The organism is Streptomyces sp. NPDC001599 (genome assembly GCF_042893535.1).
GTDB lineage: Bacteria > Actinomycetota > Actinomycetes > Streptomycetales > Streptomycetaceae > Streptomyces.
The window spans coordinates 440,485-459,807 of record NZ_JBIAVA010000002.1 but is presented as its reverse complement, the minus strand read 5'-3'; the positions used below and the strand labels follow the sequence as shown (position 1 = coordinate 459,807).

At 73.2% G+C, this 19,323-nt stretch carries 14 protein-coding genes; 5 read left to right on the top strand and 9 right to left on the bottom strand.

Features of this window, described 5'->3' with window-relative positions; all coding sequences use genetic code 11:
* Positions 1 to 144: 144 nt before the first annotated feature.
* From ACFYZ3_RS06800 to ACFYZ3_RS06790, 3 genes are all read right to left on the bottom strand, one after another.
* Positions 145 to 2,952, bottom strand: coding sequence for a protein kinase (locus ACFYZ3_RS06800; protein ID WP_388514406.1), 2,808 nt, complete (start codon positions 2,950 to 2,952; stop codon positions 145 to 147).
* A gap of 173 nt (positions 2,953 to 3,125) precedes the next feature.
* Positions 3,126 to 5,267: a protein kinase gene (locus ACFYZ3_RS06795; protein WP_388514855.1), complete on the bottom strand. Its 2,142-nt coding sequence runs from the start codon at positions 5,265 to 5,267 to the stop codon at positions 3,126 to 3,128.
* 100 nt (positions 5,268 to 5,367) lie between these two features.
* On the bottom strand, positions 5,368 to 7,074 hold the full coding sequence (locus tag ACFYZ3_RS06790; protein WP_388514404.1) for a glycerol-3-phosphate dehydrogenase/oxidase: 1,707 nt from the start codon (positions 7,072 to 7,074) through the stop codon (positions 5,368 to 5,370).
* A 302-nt stretch (positions 7,075 to 7,376) separates the two neighbouring features.
* On the opposite strand from ACFYZ3_RS06790, the gene ACFYZ3_RS06785 reads away from it, so the two are divergent.
* The gene (locus ACFYZ3_RS06785; protein ID WP_003974201.1) at positions 7,377 to 8,594 is read left to right on the top strand and encodes a nucleotide sugar dehydrogenase; all 1,218 of its coding nucleotides are present in this window, start codon (positions 7,377 to 7,379) and stop codon (positions 8,592 to 8,594) included.
* 547 nt (positions 8,595 to 9,141) lie between these two features.
* Here ACFYZ3_RS06785 and ACFYZ3_RS06780 read toward each other — a convergent pair.
* From ACFYZ3_RS06780 to ACFYZ3_RS06765, 4 genes are all read right to left on the bottom strand, one after another.
* Entirely contained in the window at positions 9,142 to 10,266 is a 1,125-nt protein-coding gene (locus ACFYZ3_RS06780) for a GuaB3 family IMP dehydrogenase-related protein (RefSeq protein ID WP_052839813.1), read from the bottom strand.
* 124 nt (positions 10,267 to 10,390) lie between these two features.
* Complete coding sequence (gene guaB, locus ACFYZ3_RS06775) at positions 10,391 to 11,896, bottom strand: IMP dehydrogenase (RefSeq protein WP_361010404.1); 1,506 nt, start codon at positions 11,894 to 11,896, stop codon at positions 10,391 to 10,393.
* A gap of 139 nt (positions 11,897 to 12,035) precedes the next feature.
* Complete coding sequence (locus ACFYZ3_RS06770; RefSeq protein ID WP_003974204.1) at positions 12,036 to 12,623, bottom strand: sigma-70 family RNA polymerase sigma factor; 588 nt, start codon at positions 12,621 to 12,623, stop codon at positions 12,036 to 12,038.
* Between the two features lie 279 nt (positions 12,624 to 12,902).
* The gene (locus tag ACFYZ3_RS06765) at positions 12,903 to 13,514 is read right to left on the bottom strand and encodes a response regulator transcription factor (protein WP_003948568.1); all 612 of its coding nucleotides are present in this window, start codon (positions 13,512 to 13,514) and stop codon (positions 12,903 to 12,905) included.
* 381 nt (positions 13,515 to 13,895) lie between these two features.
* Between ACFYZ3_RS06765 and ACFYZ3_RS06760 the strand changes: the two genes are divergently transcribed.
* Positions 13,896 to 14,234 carry a WhiB family transcriptional regulator gene (locus ACFYZ3_RS06760; RefSeq protein WP_029394253.1) on the top strand — a complete coding sequence of 113 codons (339 nt, stop codon included), beginning with the start codon at positions 13,896 to 13,898 and terminating at the stop codon, positions 14,232 to 14,234.
* Positions 14,235 to 14,302: 68 nt separating this feature from the next.
* Here ACFYZ3_RS06760 and ACFYZ3_RS06755 read toward each other — a convergent pair whose 3' ends face one another.
* Positions 14,303 to 15,223, bottom strand: coding sequence for a LysR family transcriptional regulator (locus tag ACFYZ3_RS06755; protein WP_388514401.1), 921 nt, complete (start codon positions 15,221 to 15,223; stop codon positions 14,303 to 14,305).
* A gap of 96 nt (positions 15,224 to 15,319) precedes the next feature.
* Between ACFYZ3_RS06755 and ACFYZ3_RS06750 the strand changes: the two genes are divergently transcribed.
* From ACFYZ3_RS06750 to ACFYZ3_RS06740, 3 genes are all read left to right on the top strand, one after another.
* The gene (locus tag ACFYZ3_RS06750) at positions 15,320 to 16,033 is read left to right on the top strand and encodes an MOSC domain-containing protein (protein ID WP_388514853.1); all 714 of its coding nucleotides are present in this window, start codon (positions 15,320 to 15,322) and stop codon (positions 16,031 to 16,033) included.
* 9 nt (positions 16,034 to 16,042) lie between these two features.
* The gene (locus tag ACFYZ3_RS06745; protein ID WP_388514399.1) at positions 16,043 to 16,816 is read left to right on the top strand and encodes an SDR family NAD(P)-dependent oxidoreductase; all 774 of its coding nucleotides are present in this window, start codon (positions 16,043 to 16,045) and stop codon (positions 16,814 to 16,816) included.
* Positions 16,817 to 17,746: 930 nt separating this feature from the next.
* Positions 17,747 to 18,847: a hypothetical protein gene (locus ACFYZ3_RS06740; protein WP_388514397.1), complete on the top strand. Its 1,101-nt coding sequence runs from the start codon at positions 17,747 to 17,749 to the stop codon at positions 18,845 to 18,847.
* Between the two features lie 158 nt (positions 18,848 to 19,005).
* On the opposite strand, the gene ACFYZ3_RS06735 is transcribed toward ACFYZ3_RS06740, so the two are convergent.
* Entirely contained in the window at positions 19,006 to 19,317 is a 312-nt protein-coding gene (locus ACFYZ3_RS06735; protein WP_388514395.1) for a cold-shock protein, read from the bottom strand.
* Positions 19,318 to 19,323 lie beyond the last annotated feature (6 nt).

Here is a 19,323-nt window from a genome sequence, read left to right as displayed (position 1 = left end):
TGATTCACGTTGCCCCGCAATGGTCTTGTCAGGGCCAGACTAGGGACCGGCCCCCGCCCGGGGAACGGGTGGGGTGGCACGGAAACCGCTCTGTGACGGTTGTCGCTTTCCGTGACAGGAGGCAACCATCGGGCCGAACTGCGTTCAGTGCGTGTACTGGTAGGTGGCCGAGGCCTGTTCGAACAGCCGGGTCACCTCGTCACGCTCCGACTCCGGGCCGCGGACCTGCACCACGTGGTAGCGGCCGTCGATGAGGATGGCGACGTTGCGCACGTACAGCTCGCCGCCGGCGCCGGTCCAGGTGAACTGCCCCTCCGCCATGGTCCGTCCGCCGACCTCGATGGTCTTCAGGCCGCTGGAGGTGGCCCAGCTGGAGGCCCGGTACGAGGCCAACTCGGGCTCGCTGTCGCGCTGGTAGGTCATCGGGTCGTCGCCGAACTCCGAGGCGCGGTCGCGGCCCGGCACGACGATCAGCTCGAAGTCGCCCTTGCCGTAGACGACCTGACCGCTGCCGTTGCGGGGCGTGCGGTTCCAGCCCTCGGCGACGGCGACGCGGAAGCCCTCGGCGTCCTTGCGCAGGATGAATCCGTCGGCGACGTTGGACTGGGGCTCGGTGGAGCCGCCGGACGTCCGCGAGGCGTCGGGGTCGGGCTCCGGGGAGGTCCGGTCCGGCCGGGGCTCGCCGTCGGCGTCCGGTGACTTCGCGGGGGGTGCCTGACTCGCCTCGCCGGCGGCGCCGGTGCGGTCGGCGGCCCCGGCCCCGCTCGTGTCGCTCTTCGGCATGAAGAACATGGCGTAGGCGACCGCCCCGGCCATCGCCAGCAGTATCAGCAGGAGCAGGGTGCGGCCGAGGCTGCGTGGCGAGCGCTCGGTCTCCGCCCTGCCCCGCTTGTGCCGCCCGTGGTGCGCGGGCAGTCCGGCGCGTCGCCTGCGCACCAGCTCGCCGCGGCGGCGCACGATGGGCAGCCGGCCGGTCTCGACGGGGGGCGCCGAGATGACGTGCAGACCGGCCTCCGGCTCGGGCGCGGACCGGACGAGTGAGCGCAGCCAGCCGCTCAATTCCTCGAAGTCGATGCGCTCGGTGGGGTCCTGACGCAGCAGCGACTCCACGACCGGCCTGAGCGGCCCGCACTCCTCGGCGAACGCGGGCGGCTCCGCGCACACGATCTGCACCAGCTCGGCGGTCGACTCCTCCGGGTAGGGCGCGTGCCCCTGTACGGCACGGAAGAGCAGCGCGCCCAGGGCCCACAGGTCGGTGGCGGGGCCGATGGGCGCGGCCAGCTGCCAGTTCTCGTGCACGGGTCCGGCCTGTTCCGGCGCCCAGCGCTCGGTCACGGGCCCGACCACGGCCATGCGTGTCTGCCGGGCCCGCTCGGCGGCGAGCGCGGTGGCCGGACCTCGCCGTCCCGCTGCCCGGCCGGCCAGGTCGTCCCAGCCCGCGGCGGGCCCGGAGGCGGTCTCCGGCCACGGGGCGGCGGGGCCCGCGGTGTCCTCCGGCCGCGCGCCGGGCCGGGCCCGTCCTGTCGCCGGGCCGGTACCGGCCGCCGGTTCCCCGGCCGGGCGGGGGGCGGGGAACGCCGGGTCGCCCGTGGGACGTGCGGCGGAGGAGGCCGGGTCACCGGGGGTACGGGGCGTGGCGCCGTGCCAGGCGGTGGTGCGTACGCCGTAGGGGTCCGTGATCTGCCCCGGCGGCACGGCGGTACCCGAGGAGGCGGGGTCGCCGACGCTCTCCTCGTCCCATGGTGCGCCGGACGCGGCGTCGGGCCCTATGGCATACGGAGCCTGGCCGGAACCGGCGGCGAAGGCCGCCCGGCCGCTTCCCGGGCCGGGCCGGGCGCCGCCGGGCGCGGTGCCGTGCGGCGACCGGCCGTCGGCATCGCCGTCGCCGTCGCCGTCGTCGTACGAGGAGCCGGGACCGGCGGCGAGGCCCGGGCGTCCGCCGCTCGTGCCGGGGCCACCGGCCCGGGTGGCGTCGTCAGGGGCGGGGCGGGCGCCCGGCAGGGCCGCGCGGCCGCTCTGGGCCTCCTGGACGCGGGCCGCGGCCCTGGCTCCGGCGCGGTAGGCGGCGATCGCGCCGGCCCGGGCGGCGCGGGCGTCCGCGGCGGCGTCGAGCGAGGCGGGTGCGAGTCCGGCGGGGGCGGCGCCCGGCACCGGGGTCCCGGGCACCGGGAGACCGCCGACGCCCCGCGCCTCGATGGCGGCCCGCCGGGCGGCCTCCGGGTCGGCGTCCCCCGGGCCGAAGACCCCCGCGCGGGGGACGCCGCCGCCCGCACCGGAGGCTGCGTCGGGCTCGGGCGCGCCGCCCGGCTCGCCGCCGGGCGGCGGGGGCACCGGGTCGTACCCGCACAGCGCTTCCTCCGCCGCCCCGACCGCCAGGCCGGTCAGCATGACCCGCCCGTCGTCGCAGACGAGCACGGTGCGCGCGGTGATGTTGCGGTGCACCCAGCCGTACGAGTGCAGCACCCGCAGCGCCAGGAGGACGTCGGAGGCCACCTCGGCCGCCCGGTACGGCGTCAGGGTCTGTTCGGTGAGCAGCGCGGCCAGCGGCCTCGCGGCCACCAGCTCGCTGACGATCCACAGCGAGCCGCCCTCGGCGAAGACGTCGAAGACCTGGTCCAGGCGCGGATGGTCGGGCACCGCCGCCGCGGCCTGCGCGGCCTCGACGGCGCGCCGCACCACCGGGTCGGCCGGACGCCTGGGTCCGCCGCCCGCGGCCGGGGGCCGCCTGCCGGGGTGCCGGACACCGCCGTCCCGGGCGGTGAAGCCGTCGGGCAGACCCTCCGCGTCGAGCACCTCGGCCTCGACGACCTCGGGCAACGGCACCTGGCGGACCAGGACTTCCTGGCCGCTGTAGGTGTCGAAGGCCCGGGTCTCGGTGAGTTCGTACTCGTCGGACGGCGGCAGGGGCAGGCGGTAGCGGTCGGCGAGTACCCGTCCCGCGTAGTCGTCCACGTCGCCACCCCCGGCAGCCGTCGGTCAATTCCGTTCGCCCGGCGGGCCGTTCCGGCTGCGTACGGTCCGCAACCACTCACGATACGTGCCGGAGGCAACCCGCAATGAGCTGATGCCAGATCTCGGGCGGCTCAAACCCGGGTCCCGTCGCCGCGGGTCCCGGGTCCCTCCGCTCAGGACTTGGGTTCGAAGGTCTTCGACAGGGTCCGCCAGGTGTCCCGGCGCAGATCGTCGCCCCAGTCGGCGGCCTTCGCGGTGTACATGAGCGCGTAGCCCTGGTGGTCGTTGACGACGAACCCGCGGTCGATGGTGCGGTACTTGGTGCCGCCGTCGGTGTAGGTGAACTCCCAGTCGGCCGCGTTCCAGCCCCGGTAGCCCACCTTCTCTATGCGGACCTTCTGGTAGTTCGAGCGGACCATGTACTGCTCCTGGCTCTTCCAGTCCGCGACGGGGTCGTCCTTGGGCGTGGAGGTCCAGGCGACCAGCAGCTTCTGCCCGCGGGGCCCGGTGAACCGGTCGCCCGAGGAGCCCTTGGAGGCGAACTTCCAGCCCTCGGGCAGTCCGATGCGGTAGCCCTGGCCGCCCTGGTGGGTGGCGGCCACGTCCTCGTCGTCGTCGGACTTCCCGGCGTCCTCCGGCTCGCCGTCGGTCTTGCCGGACGCGCTCGCTCCGGTGTCCGGGGCGCCGGTCGGGTCCCCGTTCGTGGCGGGGTCGGAGGCGGAGCCGTCGGTCCCCGTGCCGCTCTCCCCGTCCTGCTTGGTGTCGCCGCTCGCGCCGGCGGAGGCCACGGCCTTGCCGCCGCTGCCGCCCTCGGCGCCCTTCTCGTCGTCGCCACCGCCGAGCGTGAGCGCCAGCACGGTGCCGAGCACGGCCAGCGCCACGACCACCGCGATGATGATCAGCGTCCGGCGCGGCACCACGTCGGTGAGCGGGGCCCGGGGCACGGGCCGGGCGGGCAGGTCCGGCGGCGGTACGACGGGCCAGCCGGAGCTCCGCGCCTTCCCCGCCGCGTTCGCCGCACCGGCCCCCGTGCCGACGTCACCGGGGCGCGTGCCCGCACTCGCGCCCGCGCCAGGTCCCGAGGCCGATCCCGCCCTCGGCGCCGGCGGGGCGGCGGCGGCCGTTCCGGTGGACCCGTGGGCGGTGGACCCGTAGGCAGGGGACCCGTGGGCAGGAGACCCATGGGCAGGGGACCCGTGGGCGGTGGGCGTCCCCGCGGCTCCCGCCGCGTTCCGGCCGCCGTCCCCGGGCTTGGCCCGCGAGGCGGCCGCGGCGCCCGCCGCACCGGCCCCGACGGCGGCCTTGCGTACGGAACGCAGCGCTCCGCGGAGCTTCTCCCCGGCCTCCTCGCCCAGCTTGCCGCCGGAGCCCTGGGCACCGCCGCGACGCCTGCGCCCGTCCGGCTGCGGGGGCAGCGGCACGACCTTGGTGGCGTCGGCCGGTTCGTCCCCGGCCGCCTGCTCCGGGGCGTGGATGACCTTGTTGAGCATCGCGCGGGCGCCCGCGTCGTCGAGCCGCTGGTCGGGGTCCTTGGTGAGCAGCCCGTAGATGACGTCCCGCAGCGGGCCGGCGTTCTTCGGCTCCTCCAGGTTCTCCGTCATCACCGCGGTGAGCGTCGCGATGGCCGAGCCCCGGTCGTAGGGCGGGGTGCCCTCGACGGCGGCGTACAGCAGTCCGCCCAGCGACCACAGGTCGGCGGCCGGGCCCGGCTTGTGGCCGCGGGCGCGCTCGGGGGAGATGTAGGAGGGGGCGCCGACGAGCATGCCGGTGGAGGTGATGGAGGGGTCGCCCTCGACCTGGGCGATGCCGAAGTCGGTGAGCACGACCCGGCCGTCCTCGGCGATCAGCACGTTCGACGGCTTCACGTCGCGGTGCAGGATGCCCTCGCGGTGCGCCGAGCGCAGCACGTCCAGGACCGCGAGGCCGACCTCGGCGGCGCGCCGGGGCTCCAGCAGTCCGTCCTCACGGATGGCCTCGGCGAGCGACTTGCCCTCGACCAGTTCCATCACGATCCACGGCCGGTCGTCCTCCTCGACCACGTCGTAGACGGTGACCGCGCTGTTGTTGCGGATCCGCGCGATCGCCTTGGCCTCGCGCAGCGTGCGCGTGATCAGGCGCCGCTTCTCCTCCTCGTCGATGTTCCCCGGGAACCGCAGCTCCTTGACGGCGACCGTGCGTCCGAGGGTCTCGTCCTCCGCCCGCCACACCGTCCCCATGCCGCCGCGGCCGAGCACGTCTCCCAGCCGGTACCGCCCGGCGAGGAGACGTGCGCTCTTGTCCGTACGGGATGTCCCCGCCCGCTCCGCCTCCGACATGCGTCCCCTCATGCAACCCGCCCTGACAGAGCCTTCATTGTCCCTCACCCGACAAGTGCTCTACGCCCAGGGTGCCCGCAGGGTTCCCTCCCCGCCCTCCTTACCGCGCCGCGATGTCCGGCGCCCCCAGCCGCGCCGCGTCGGCCGTCAGGTCGTCGGGCTGGCGCTGCGACTCCCGCTCGGCCTCGACCCGCTTCTCGTAGTGCTCGACCTCCCGCTCGACCTGGCCCTTGTCCCAGCCGAGCACCGGCGCCATCAGCTCGGCGGCCTCGCGGGCGCAGCGGGTGCCCCGGTCGAAGGTCTCGATGGAGATGCGGGTGCGCCGGGTGAGCACGTCGTCCAGGTGCCGCGCGCCCTCGTGCGAGGCGGCGTAGACGACTTCGGCGCGCAGGTAGTCGTCGGCGCCGGTGAGGGGCTCGCCCAGGGAGGGGTCGGCGGCGACGAGTTCGAGCAGTTCCTCCGTCAGCGAGCCGTAGCGGTTGAGGAGATGCTCGACGCGTACGACGTGCAGTCCGGTGCGGGCGGCGATCCGGGCCCGCGCGTTCCACTGCGCGTGGTAGCCCTCGGCGCCCAGCAGCGGGGTCTCCTCGGTGACGCAGTCGGCGACCCGCAGGTCCAGCCCGTGCACGGCCTCGTCCACGGCGTCCTTGGCCATCACCCGGTACGTCGTGTACTTGCCGCCCGCCACGACGACCAGGCCGGGCACCGGGTGGGCGACGGTGTGCTCGCGCGACAGCTTGCTGGTGGCGTCCGACTCGCCGGCCAGCAGCGGGCGCAGTCCGGCGTACACGCCCTCGACGTCGTCGCGGGTGAGCGGCACCGACAGCACCGAGTTGACGTGTTCCAGCAGGTAGTCGATGTCTGCGCTGGACGCGGCCGGGTGGGCCTTGTCGAGGTCCCAGTCGGTGTCCGTGGTGCCGATGATCCAGTGCCGCCCCCAGGGGATGACGAACAGCACGGACTTCTCGGTGCGCAGGATCAGGCCGGTGCTGGAGTGGATGCGGTCCTTGGGCACGACCAGGTGGATGCCCTTGGAGGCCCGCACGTGGAACTGGCCGCGCTCGCCCACCATCGCCTGGGTGTCGTCGGTCCACACCCCGGTCGCGTTCACCACCTGCTTGGCGCGGACCTCGTACTCGCCGCCCGCCTCGACGTCCTGCACCCGCGCGCCGACCACCCGTTCGCCCTCGCGCAGGAAGGAGGTGACCCGCGCACGGTTGGCCACCTTGGCGCCGTACGCCGCCGCGGTGCGCACCAGCGTGGCCACGAAGCGGGCGTCGTCCATCTGGGCGTCGTAGTACTGCAACGCACCGACCAGCGCGTCCTTCTTCAGGGCGGGCGCCACGCGCAGGGCGTGACGGCGGCTCAGGTGCCGGTGCAGCGGCAGGCCGCGCCCGTGCCCGCGGGCCATGGACATGGCGTCGTAGAGCGCGACGCCCGATCCGGCATACAGCCGCTCCCAACCCTTGTGCTGGAGCGGATACAGGAACGGCACCGGCTTCACCAGGTGCGGCGCCAGCCGTTCGAGCAGCAGTCCGCGCTCCTTCAGCGCCTCCCGCACGAGCACGAAGTCGAGCATCTCCAGATAGCGCAGGCCGCCGTGGATCAGCTTGCTGGACCGGCTGGAGGTGCCCGAGGCCCAGTCCCGCGCCTCGACCAGGCCGACGGACAGGCCTCGCGTCACGGCGTCGAGCGCGGTGCCCGCACCGACCACACCGGCGCCCACCACCAGCACGTCGAGCTCGCGCTCGGCCATGGCCGCGAGTGACTCGGCGCGCTGCGCCGGCCCAAGGGTCGCTGTCCTCACTGCTGCCTCCCGCTGTCGGTCGCGTCGGCCGCACCCGTCGGGCGAGCCCCGTTCCTGGTACCCACCATGCCCAGATTCTGACCGGCCTGCCCGACTTCGGCAGCCGCAGGCCCCAACCTGTGGACAACTTGCCCACCGGCCCGTACCGGCAGGCGGCGCGCCGTCGACACTCGCCGAAACTCCGCAGATCAATACCGCAAATCGGTCATATTTACTCCTAGTCTGACGTTGTGCTCGCCCGTCCTGTCCACCGGGCTTGCGCACCTGTCCCGCTTCGGCTACTGGGAAGGACGGCCCACGCCATGCCCGCAGATCTCGCCGTCATCGGACTCGGCCCGTACGGCCTGCCGCTGGCCCAGGCCGCCGTCGCCGCCGGCATCCCCACCCTCGGCTACCGCACAGGACCCGAGGCCGACCCGCTCACCCCCGCCGAGGTGCGCCGGATGCTCGCCACGGGCTTCCGCACCCCGACCGGACCGGCCGGACCGGCCGAGCTGGGCCGGGTCCGCACCGCCGTCATCTGCGCGCCCACCCCGCCGGGCGCGGACGGCGGCCTGGACCTCACCCAGGTGGAGGCCGCGGCCCGCACCCTCGCCGCCCACATGCGCCCGCACACCACCGTCATCCTGGAGTCGCCGGTACGGCCCGGGACGACGGAGGACTTCCTGCGCCCGCTCCTGGAGCAGGGCTCCGGGCTGCGCGCCGGCCGCGACTTCCACCTCGCCTACTCCCCCAGCCGCGTGGACCCCGGCAACCGCGACTTCACCCCGGCCAACACGCCGAAGGTCATCGGCGGCCTCACCCCCGCCTGCACCGAGTCGGCCGCGGCCTTCTACAGCCGCCTCACGGACAAGGTGGTCCGCGCGCGGGGCCCGCGGGAGGCGGAGACGGTGCAGCTCCTGGAGACCAACTTCCGGCACGTGAACATCGCCCTGGTCAACGAGATGGCAGTGCTCTGCGACGATCTAGGCGTCGACCTGTGGGACGTCCTGCGCTGCGCGGAGACCAAGCCCTTCGGCTTCCACGCCTTCCGCCCCGGCCCCGGCGTCGGCGGCCACTCCGTCGCCCAGGACCTGACCGGCCGGGCCCCGCACAGCCTGCGCATGGTGGAGCTGGCCCAGCAGGTCAACGCCCAGATGCCCCGTTACGTCGTCCAGCGCGCCGCCGCCCTCCTCAACGAGCACGGCAAGTCCGCACGCGGCGCCCGCATCCTCCTGCTCGGCGTCACCTACAAGGCCGACCTCGCCGACCAGCAGGCCACCCCGGCCGAGGAGATCGCGACCCGCCTGATGTCCATGGGCGCCGCCGTGAGCTACCACGACCCGCACATCCCGTCCTGGAACGTCGCCGACCGCCCCGTCCCCCGCGCCGACTCCCTCTACGAGGCCGCCGCCGACGCCGACCTCACGATCCTCCTCCAGCAGCACCGCACGTACGACCTCCAGGGCCTGTCGGTCAAGGCCCAGCTCCTCCTGGACACCCGGGGGGCCACACCGACGGGGGCGGCGCACCGGTTGTGAGGCGGGGGCGCACGGGGGTGACCGTGCCACGGGGGTGGTGGTGAGAGGGCGGCTGCGCCGGTACGGTGGGGGAGCAGGTGGAGCCCACCGCAGTGGGTCTGCGGCAGGCTCCAAGAAGTGATCGGAGTGTCCGCCCCTAGTTCTCGTGGGGGCGGCCGCTCACTTCCCGTAAATCCGCAGGATCCACCTCCTCCGGAACTTCACCATCCGCAGACGGATCCGGTCCCAGCGGGTGGGCTTGCGGTGACGGCCCATGGCGCGCCCCCTTCCACGATGCCGCCCATATCCCGGTGAGGCGGTCCGTCTGGAATTCGGGCCGGGCCCCGAGGAGCGGGGTCCGGAACGGTTCCTTGGAAGGGGGCGCCCCAAAGAACGGGGTCGCCGAGCAGGGACATTACCGATCCGGCACGGCCCTCCCCGGCGTATTCGTCCCGAACACCACCGCACGCCCCCGTGCCGCGTCTCGCGCCCCCTCAAGAGCCCCCGAGCACGCGAAAGGGGCCGGTCACCCACCAGGTGACCGGCCCCTTCACGTGCCGTAGCGCGGCTACCGCCGGTGCTGCGAGTCCGCGACCGTGACCTCGACGCGCTGGAACTCCTTCAGCTCGCTGTAGCCGGTGGTGGCCATGGCTCGGCGCAGGGCGCCGAAGAAGTTCATCGAGCCGTCGGGGTTGCGGGACGGGCCGGTGAGGATCTCCTCGATGGTGCCGACCGTGCCGAGGTCGACCTTCTTTCCGCGCGGCAGCTCCTCGTTGACGGCCTCCATGCCCCAGTGGTTGCCCTTGCCCGGCGCGTCGGTGGCGCGGGCCAGCGGGGAGCCCATCATCACGGAGTCGGCGCCGCAGGCGATGGCCTTGGGCAGGTCGCCGGACCAGCCGACGCCGCCGTCGGCGATGACGTGCACGTACCGGCCGCCGGACTCGTCCATGTAGTCCCGGCGGGCCGCGGCCACGTCGGCGACCGCGGTGGCCATGGGCACCTGGATGCCCAGCACGTTGCGCGTGGTGTGGGCGGCGCCGCCGCCGAAGCCGACCAGGACGCCCGCGGCGCCGGTGCGCATCAGGTGGAGCGCGGCGGTGTAGGTGGCGCAGCCGCCGACGATCACCGGGACGTCGAGTTCGTAGATGAACTGCTTCAGGTTCAGCGGCTCGTGCGAGCCGGAGACGTGCTCCGCGGAGACGGTGGTGCCGCGGATGACGAAGATGTCGACGCCCGCGTCCACGACGGCCTTGGAGAACTGGGCGGTGCGCTGCGGGGAGAGCGCGGCGGCGGTGACCACGCCCGAGTCGCGCACCTCCTTGATGCGCTGCCCGATCAGCTCCTCCTTGATGGGAGCCGCGTAGATCTCCTGGAGGCGGCGGGTCGCGTTGTCGGTGTCCAGCTCGGCGATCTCGTCGAGCAGCGGCTGCGGGTCCTCGTGCCGGGTCCACAGCCCTTCCAGGTTGAGGACGCCGAGGCCGCCCAGCTCGCCGATGCGGATGGCGGTGGCCGGGGAGACGACCGAGTCCATGGGAGCGGCCAGGAACGGCAGCTCGAAGCGGTAGGCGTCGATCTGCCAGGCGATCGAGACCTCCTTCGGGTCCCGCGTACGGCGGCTGGGGACGACGGCGATGTCGTCGAAGGCGTACGCCCGGCGGCCGCGCTTGCCGCGCCCGATCTCGATCTCAGTCACGTCTGTGGCCTTTCCCTGATGCGTTGCAGCGCCTTCCAGTATCCCCGACGGGTACGCCGGGGCACCGCAGAGGGCGGCCCCGGATGCTCCGGAGCCGCCCTCGGGAGGCTGCTGCCTGCTGTGCTTACTTGCTGCGGCTGTAGTTCGGCGCCTCGACCGTCATCTGGATGTCGTGCGGGTGGCTCTCCTTGAGGCCCGCGGAGGTGATCCGGACGAAGCGGCCCTTGGACTCCATCTCCTCGATGGTGGCGGCGCCCACGTAGCCCATGGTCTGGCGCAGGCCGCCGACGAGCTGGTGCAGGACGTTGGCCAGCGGACCCCGGTAGGGGACCTGGCCCTCGATGCCCTCGGGCACGAGCTTGTCGTCGGAGGCGACCTCGGCCTGGAAGTAGCGGTCCTTCGAGTACGAGCGGCCCTGGCCGCGGGACTGCATGGCGCCCAGCGAGCCCATGCCGCGGTAGGACTTGAACTGCTTGCCGTTGATGAACTGCAGCTCGCCCGGCGACTCCTCGCAGCCCGCCAGCAGGCTGCCCAGCATCACGGTGTCGGCGCCGGCGGCGAGCGCCTTGCCGATGTCGCCGGAGTACTGGAGGCCGCCGTCGCCGATCAGGGGCACCCCGGCGGCGCGGGCGGCGAGCGAGGCCTCGTAGATCGCGGTGACCTGCGGGACGCCGATGCCGGCGACGACGCGGGTGGTGCAGATGGAGCCGGGGCCGACGCCGACCTTGATGCCGTCCACGCCCGCGTCGATCAGGGCCTGGGCACCGTCGCGGGTGGCGACGTTGCCGCCGACGACGTCGATGCCGACGCTCGACTTGATCTTCGACATCCAGCTCAGCGCGTTGCTGTTGTGGCCGTGCGAGGTGTCCACGACGAGGAAGTCCACCCCGGCCTCGGCGAGTGCCTGGGCGCGGTCGAGGGCCTCGGGGCTGGCGCCGACGGCGGCGCCGACGAGCAGGCGGCCGTCCGCGTCCTTGGCGGCGTGGGGGTACTGCTCGGCCTTGACGAAGTCCTTGACCGTGATCAGGCCCTTGAGGACGCCGTCGCCGTCGACCAGCGGCAGCTTCTCGATCTTGTGGCGGCGCAGCAGCTCCATGGCGTCCACGCCGGAGATGCCGACCTGGCCGGTGACCAGCGGCATCGGCGTCATCACCTCGCGCACCTGCCGGGTGCGGTCGGTCTCGAAGGCCATGTCGCGGTTGGTGACGATGCCGAGCAGCTTGCCCGCGCCGTCGGTGACCGGGACGCCGCTGATGCGGAACTTGGCGCACAGGGCGTCGGCCTCGCCGAGGGTGGCGTCCGGGTGGATGGTGATGGGGTTGGCCACCATGCCCGACTCGGAGCGCTTCACCAGGTCGACCTGGTTGGCCTGGTCCTCGATGGACAGGTTGCGGTGCAGGACGCCGACGCCGCCCTGGCGGGCCATGGAGATGGCCATCCGGGACTCGGTCACCTTGTCCATGGCCGCGGAGAGCAGCGGGATGTTGACCCGCACGTTGCGGGAGATGCGGGACGAGGTGTCGACCGCGTTCGGAAGCACCGCGGAGGCGCCCGGCAGCAGCAGCACGTCGTCGTAGGTCAGCCCGAGTGTCGCGAATTTCTCGGGCACTCCGTCGACGTTGGCAGTCATGACACCTTCCCCAAATGGCCTTGATCGGTGCGGATGTCCATGCTAACGGGAAGTGGACGTGGCTCATTCCACGATCAAGGAAGCGTGCGACCTTCGTGCTTTTGTACGAGAGGGGCCGCCGCACGGGTGGTCGCCCGGACTACTGCTCCGCCAGCGCCCGCAGCCGGCTCAGCGCCCGGTGCTGGGCGACCCGCACGGCACCCGGTGACATTCCCAACATCTGTCCGGTCTCCTCGGCCGTGAGCCCGACCGCGATGCGCAGCAGGAGCAGCTCGCGCTGGTTCTCGGGCAGGTTGGCCAGCAGTTTCTTGGCCCAGGCGGCGTCGCTGTTGAGCAGCGCCCGCTCCTCGGGGCCCAGGGAGTCGTCCGGCCGCTCGGGCATCTCGTCGGACGGGACGGCCGTCGAGCCGGGGTGGCGCATCGCGGCGCGCTGGAGGTCGGCGACCTTGTGGGCGGCGATGGCGAAGACGAACGCCTCGAAGGGGCGTCCGGTGTCCTTGTAGCGCGGCAGCGCGAGCAGCACCGCGACGCAGACCTCCTGGGCGAGGTCCTCGACGAAGTGCCGGGCGTCGCCGGGCAGCCGGGACAGGCGCGTGCGGCAGTAGCGCAGCGCCAGGGGGTGGACATGGGCGAGCAGGTCGTGCGTGGCCTGCTCGTCCCCGTCCACGGCGCGGTGGACGAGCCCACCGACCGTCCCCTGGTCCGGGGGCGCATCGTCGTCACGCATCGGTCCATGGTGCCTTGCGGCCGTCCGATCCGTGGCTCCGTGCCCGTTGTTGTGCACCGAAGCGTTATGAGCAGGTGCGCCGGAACTCATCCCCTGCGCCCTCCCCTTCCGCTCGACCGACTCGTCCCCGAGGAACTCCACACCTCAAGGATGCGTCATCCGCGGCGAAACGAGCAGCGGGCACCCGGCGGGGCGCCTTGTCACCCCCGCCCACCTCGCGATAAGCGGGGATCGTCACGTCCCCGACGGGCCCTTTCGGACTCCCTCGCACGGGGGCGCCTAGCGGACCAGGCCCCACCGGAAGCCGAGCGCCACGGCGTGTGCCCGGTCCGAGGCGCCGAGCTTCTTGAAGAGCCGACGGGCGTGGGTCTTGACGGTGTCCTCGGAGAGGAACAGCTCGCGGCCGATCTCCGCGTTGGAGCGGCCGTGACTCATGCCCTCCAGGACCTGGATCTCCCGCGCGGTGAGCGTGGGCGCGGCACCCATCTCGGCCGAGCGCAGCCGGCGCGGGGCGAGCCGCCAGGTCGGGTCGGCCAGGGCCTGGGTCACGGTGGCGCGCAGCTCGGCGCGCGAGGCGTCCTTGTGCAGATAGCCACGTGCGCCGGCGGCGACCGCGAGGGCCACGCCGTCCAGGTCCTCGGCGACGGTGAGCATGATGATGCGCGCGCCGGGGTCGGCGGACAGCAGCCGCCGTACGGTCTCGACGCCGCCCAGGCCGGGCATGCGCACGTCCATCAGAATCAGGTCCGAGCGGTCGGCACCCCAGCGGCGGAGGACCTCCTCGCCGTTGGCGGCCGTCGTCACGCGCTCGACGCCGGGCACGGTCGCGACCGCGCGGCGGAGCGCCTCTCGGGCAAGCGGGGAGTCGTCGCAGACGAGGACGGAAGTCATGGCCGTCCTCCGCAGCTGATGCGCGTCACGTTGAGCCTCCAGGCTGGTACGAAATCGTCACCTGTGCGGTCGACCGTCCCGGACGCCCGCCCGAGCACTTGTTCCTTCAACCGCCTCCGCACTCTCAACGATGGTCACTCGAAAGAGTTACGGGGCTGTGTGTCGTCTTCGGCACTCTACGTGAGGGGGCGGCCACGCAGCAGACGTGCGGGCGGGACCCGCGCCGTTTCATCACAAGCGGTGCCCCATTCAGCCGCTTTTCTTCCACTTCGCTGGTGTCTGAGGCTAGATTCGCAATGAGTCATATTTTCATCTCCTTAGATCGTAGTTGTACGGTCGTGGACACCGTATCCACCCAGAACGGCTACAAGGGGTCACGCAATGGCAGATTTCTCCCGCCTTCCCGGACCGAACGCGGACCTGTGGGACTGGCAGCTCCTGGCTGCGTGCCGCGGGGTGGACAGCTCGCTCTTCTTCCATCCGGAAGGTGAACGCGGTGCGGCACGGAGTGCTCGCGAGAACTCGGCCAAGGAGGTCTGCATGAGGTGCCCGGTCCGCGCCGAGTGCGCGGCGCACGCGCTGGCGGTGCGCGAGCCGTACGGCGTCTGGGGCGGGCTGACCGAGGACGAGCGCGAAGAACTCATGGGACGGGCCCGCAACCGCCTGGTGGCGGCGACGGCATCGGCGTCGGCCGGCGGGGAGGCGGCCGCCCCTCACTGAAGGAACGTTTCTCTGGAAGGACTCGACGGCAAGCCCCCAAGGACCCCGGCAGGACTCCGCCGACGCGGTCAGCGCCGCGCCGACTGGCGCGCCCCCGCCCGGGCCAGCTCGTCCAGGGTGGCCGTCACCGCCGGCACCTGCGCCAGGTCGGGCAGTGTGAGCGCGACGATCTCCCGCCGCACGGCCGGCTCCAGCGTGACCGTACGCACGCCCCGCGGCCGTACGGACTCGACGGCGAGCTGGGGCAGTACGGCCACGCCGAGGCCCGCGCCGACCAGGCCGACCACCGCCGGGTAGTCGTCGGTCGCGAAGTCGATGCGCGGAGTGAAACCGGCCCCCTCGCACACCTCGACCAACTGGCCGCGACAGCGCGGGCAGCCCGCGATCCAGGACTCCCGGGCCAGCTCCCCGATCGCCACGGATCCGACCCCTTCCGCACGGGCGAGCCGGTGCCCCTCGGGGACCAGCGCCACCAGCCGGTCGGTCAGCAGCGGCCGTACGACGAGGTCGTCCCACTCCTCGGCACCGGCCGCACCCTCGTAGCGGAAGGCGAGCGCCACGTCGCAGTCGCCCTCGCGCAGCAGCTCGACGGACTTCGGCGGCTCGGACTCCTCCAGGAAGACCCGGGTGCCGGGGTGCGCGGCGCGCAGCGCGGCCAGGGCGGTCGGTACGAGCGTGGAGCTGCCGCTGGGGAAGGAGACCAGCCGGACCCGCCCGGCGCGCAGCCCGGCGATCGCGGCGACCTCCTCCTCGGCCGCGGTGAGCCCGGCGATGATCCCGGCGGCGTGCCGCACCAGCGCCTCTCCGGCCTGGGTCAGCCGCATCTCACGCCCGGTGCGCACGAGCAGGGGGGTGCCGACGGAGGACTCCAGGGCCTTCATCTGCTGGCTGACGGCGGGCTGGGTGCAGCCCAGCTCGCGCCCCGCGGCGGAGAAGGAACCGGTGGATGCCACGGCGCGCAGCACGCGGAGATGACGGGCCTCGATCACACCCCCGAGGATAAGCGACCCTTTGACCGGACCACGAATAATGCGTCGCCGCTTTGACCTCGCATGACCTACCGTTCCGTCATGCACCTTTCCGCCATGAGGCTCCTGTCCGTCAACCTGGGACGCGCGAATGCGGTGCCGTACACGGACCAGCCCGAGGGCGTCACCGGCATCGACAAGCGGCCGACCGACGGGCCCGTGCGGGTCGCGGCGCCCGGGTCGCAGGGTTTCGGGGCGAGCGGCCTGGCCGGCGACACCGTCTGCGACACGCGTCACCACGGCGGCCCCGACCAGGCGGTCTACGCGATGGCGCGCGAGGACCTGGACGACTGGGAGGGCACACTGGGCCGCGAGCTGGCGAACGGCTCGTTCGGCGAGAACCTCACCACCACGGGACTGGACCTCGCCGGGGCCCTCATCGGCGAGCGCTGGCGGATCGGTCCCGAGCTGCTCCTCGAGGTGACGTCCGGGCGCATCCCCTGCCGCACCTTCCAGGGCCACATGGGTGAACAGCGCTGGGTGAAGCGCTTCACGGAGAAGGGCGCGCCGGGCGCCTACTTCCGCGTCCTCGAAGCCGGTGAGATCCGTGCGGGCGATCCGGTGCGGATCGTGCACCGGCCCGCGCACGAGGTGACGGTGGCCCTGCAGTTCCGGGCGGTGACGACCCAGCGGGACCTGCTCCCCCGGCTGCTCGCGGCGGGCGACGCGCTGCATCCGGAGGCACTGGCGTCGGCGCGGAAGTACGTGGAGCAGTACGGCGCCGGAGCGAAGCGGACGGGCTCGGTCCGCAGTCCTCGCCCCGCGCCCTAACCTTGCGCCATGACAACGGCATTGATTACGGGCTCGACGGCGGGCCTCGGCGCCGCGTTCGCGCGGCGGCTGGCGGCCGACGGACACGACCTGGTGCTGGTGGCCCGTGACACCAAGCGGCTGCGCGAGCAGGCCACGGAGCTGCACGACCGGCACGGCATCGAGGCGGAGGTGCTGACGGCGGACCTGTCGGCGGACGCCGGCATCGACGCGGTGGCGGCCCGGCTGTCCGACCGCAAGAACCCCGTCGACCTGCTGATCAACAACGCCGGTTTCGGCAACAAGGGCCGTTTCCTCGACGTCCCCATGGCCGACGAGCTGACCATGCTCAAGGTGCACTGCGAGGCGGTGCTCCGGCTGACCTCCGCGGCGGTGGCGGGCATGCGGGAGCGCGGCCGCGGCGGCGTCGTCAACGTGGCCTCGGTCGCCGCCTTCGTCCCGCGCGGCACCTACGGCGCCTCCAAGGCCTGGGTCGTCCAGTTCACCCAGGGCGTGGCCAAGGACCTGGCCGGCAGCGGCGTACGCCTGATGGCCCTCGCCCCCGGCTTCGTCCGCACCGAGTTCCACCAGCGCGCCGGCATGGGCACGGACAACATCCCGAACTGGATGTGGCTCGACGCGGACAAGGTCGTCGCCGCGGCCCTCGCGGACCTCTCCCGCGGCAAGTCCCTGTCGATCCCCGACCCCCGCTACAAGACCCTGATGGGCGCGGCGAAGCTGGTGCCGCGGGGGCTGCTGGGCGGGATCACGTCGCGGACGGGGCGCAGGTACGGCCCGCAGTAGCGCGGTAGGGGGCCAGGCCCGGTGAGGACCTCTCCTGACCGAAACGACGGCGCGGTGACCTTGCGCCGCCTCATATCGGCGGCGGGGGTGGCGCAATGATTGATCACAAGGACTTCATGCACTGACTCTGTTCACGAGTTTCGACAGCCATTGTTCAGCGCTCCGGGAGGCGTCGGCACCGCGCCGTGCTCGATGGCCGAGAGGGATGACAGCGCCCGGTCGGTGACGCTTCAGTCCTTCCGGCGGGTGGCGACGGCGTCATCGCCGAAGGACGCGGCGAGTGCCCGTGCGATCAAGCCGCCCGCTGGGTCACTGGGCAGATCCTCGACGCGAGCGGTGGCCTGTTCCTCGGTCCACGCCTCTGACCGACGAAGACTTGGCGAGGGCAGCGCATCGCGTAACTCCGCCCCGCGTTCCGGCTCCGCGGCATCCGGCCACGGAGTTCGCGCAGGAACTCGTTCGGCGGACCGACTCGGCCGGACCCCGCGCTGCCCGCTGCGGACTCTGGGTCACCCAACAGCACGCCTCCAGGGTGCCCTTGAACGAGGGCGCCTGGAGTTCGTCCCCGCCCCCTTGCTCGTCGTCCACACACTGCAGGGCGGTCGCTGCGTAGAACGGACCACGGCGCTCCCGGGTACGACCACTCACCCGAACGTGTGGTCCATGCCCGTCCGCCTCTGGCGAGGTGCCGCTGCGACTTAGCGTCGGGTGGCTGCGCCCGCAGCGGGCGGGAGGTCGCAGGTTCGGCGAGGGAGAGGACGGCATCACGTGAACGCGGGCACTGGTGACGGGGGCGGACTGTTCGTCGACGGCGCCGACGGGGAGCGTACGGACAGGGGAAAGGCGGGCCGAGGCCTGAGGGCGGCGCCCGGTGGGGGGACGGTGCTGTTCTCCGACGCTCCGGGCGGTGGGAGTGGGGCTCCGTCGGCGGTGCCCACTTCCGGCGGTCCCGGCGCCGTCGGGGTCGCCGAATCCGGGGCCCCCTCCGTCCCGCGCGCCCGGTCCACCCCGCGCCCCCGGCCCGGCGGCGTTCCTGCCAGGTCCCGCAAGGCGGGGCGATGGGCGAAGGTCGCGCAGCGGATCGTGCCGGACGACCTCCAGCCCGAGGTGCTGCGCGTGGAGCTGACCGAGCTCGGGGACGCGTTCCGCGCGTACCAGCGGCGGCCCGAGCCGGACCTCGCCGTGCTGGCCGAACTCCACGAGCGCAAGGCCCGCGCCTTCGCGTTGTGGGCCGACGTCACCGGCGACACCTCCCTGCGGGAGGAGGCGGACCGGGCCGCGGCGGCGGCGCGGACCACCCGGGAGATGGACGCCAACCGGCACGGCGTCCCGGTGGGCGGGGGCGGGCCGGTGGTCGAGCGGTTGCTGACCCGGGGCCAGGGCGTCCACGTCCGCAGTGTGCTGGAGCACGTCCGGGCCGACTCCCCGTTCCCCGAGGCCGAGGCACGGCTCGCGGTGCTGATGCTCACCCTGCGGGCCGCGCGTGCGGGTACCGGGAACGTCACCGGGCAGGACCTCAGCGGCTGGTTGCAGGGCGACGCCGAGCGGGTGCTCCAGGCGCTGGCCGACGCGGGCTGGCTGCTGCTGCCGGAGGACGTCACCGCCGACGACGCGCTGATGTCCCGGCCCGAGGAACCCACCCAGGTCACGGTGCCCACGCTGATTCCCACCCAGCCCCGCCCCTTCTTCTTCGGCAAGGTCACGCGGGCGCGGCTGTCGGGGTGGGCGCAGAAGGTGGTGGGCGACCGGAAGCTGCGGAAGAAGAAGGCGGGGGCCGCCACACGGCTCCTCGCCGTGTACACCGCGGCCCACAGCCGTCCCGACGGGCGCCTCGGAGGTGCCGGCGAGGACGGCGACGGGCTCGCGCTGGACACGGTGGCCTCCTTCTGCGGCCTGCGGCCCGAGGAGGTCGCCGAGCACGCCGGACTGCTGGTCGCCGCGGGCTGGCTCGAGGAGGAGGTCGACACCTCCGGGGAGCGGCTGCGGGGGCGGCTCGCCGAGCGGGTGCTGCCGCTGAGCGGGCTGCTGTGACGGCCCCCGGGTGACGCGGCACCGGTCGCGTCCTTCATCTCCCGGCAGCGCGACCTGTCCCAGCTGGAGTACCTCAACGAGCGGTTCGAGATCGTCGTCCTGGAGGACCGCAACCTGCCGGAGATCATCAAGGAGCGGGTGCCGAAGCCGCTGCCCGGTCAGGAGTCGAAGTCGATGTCCGGACCGGACGCGTAGCCCGGCCCGTCCGCTTCGTCCGGACGGTGGTGCGTGGCCGTCTTCGGCCGGACGCACACGGCGCGCCAGTGGTACTCGTCCTGCTCGGCCCGCTCGGCCGAGAACACGACACCCTGGCCTGCGGTCAGTTCGCGAAAGCCCTCGGCCTCGATCATCGAGAAATGCGCCCAGACCCGCTCCGGAAGGGCGTCGGACGCGAGTACGCCCCAACCCTCTTCGCTGTGCCACTCCAGCACACGGCCGGTGAACACCTCGCCGGACGGGATTTCTGGCATGTTTCC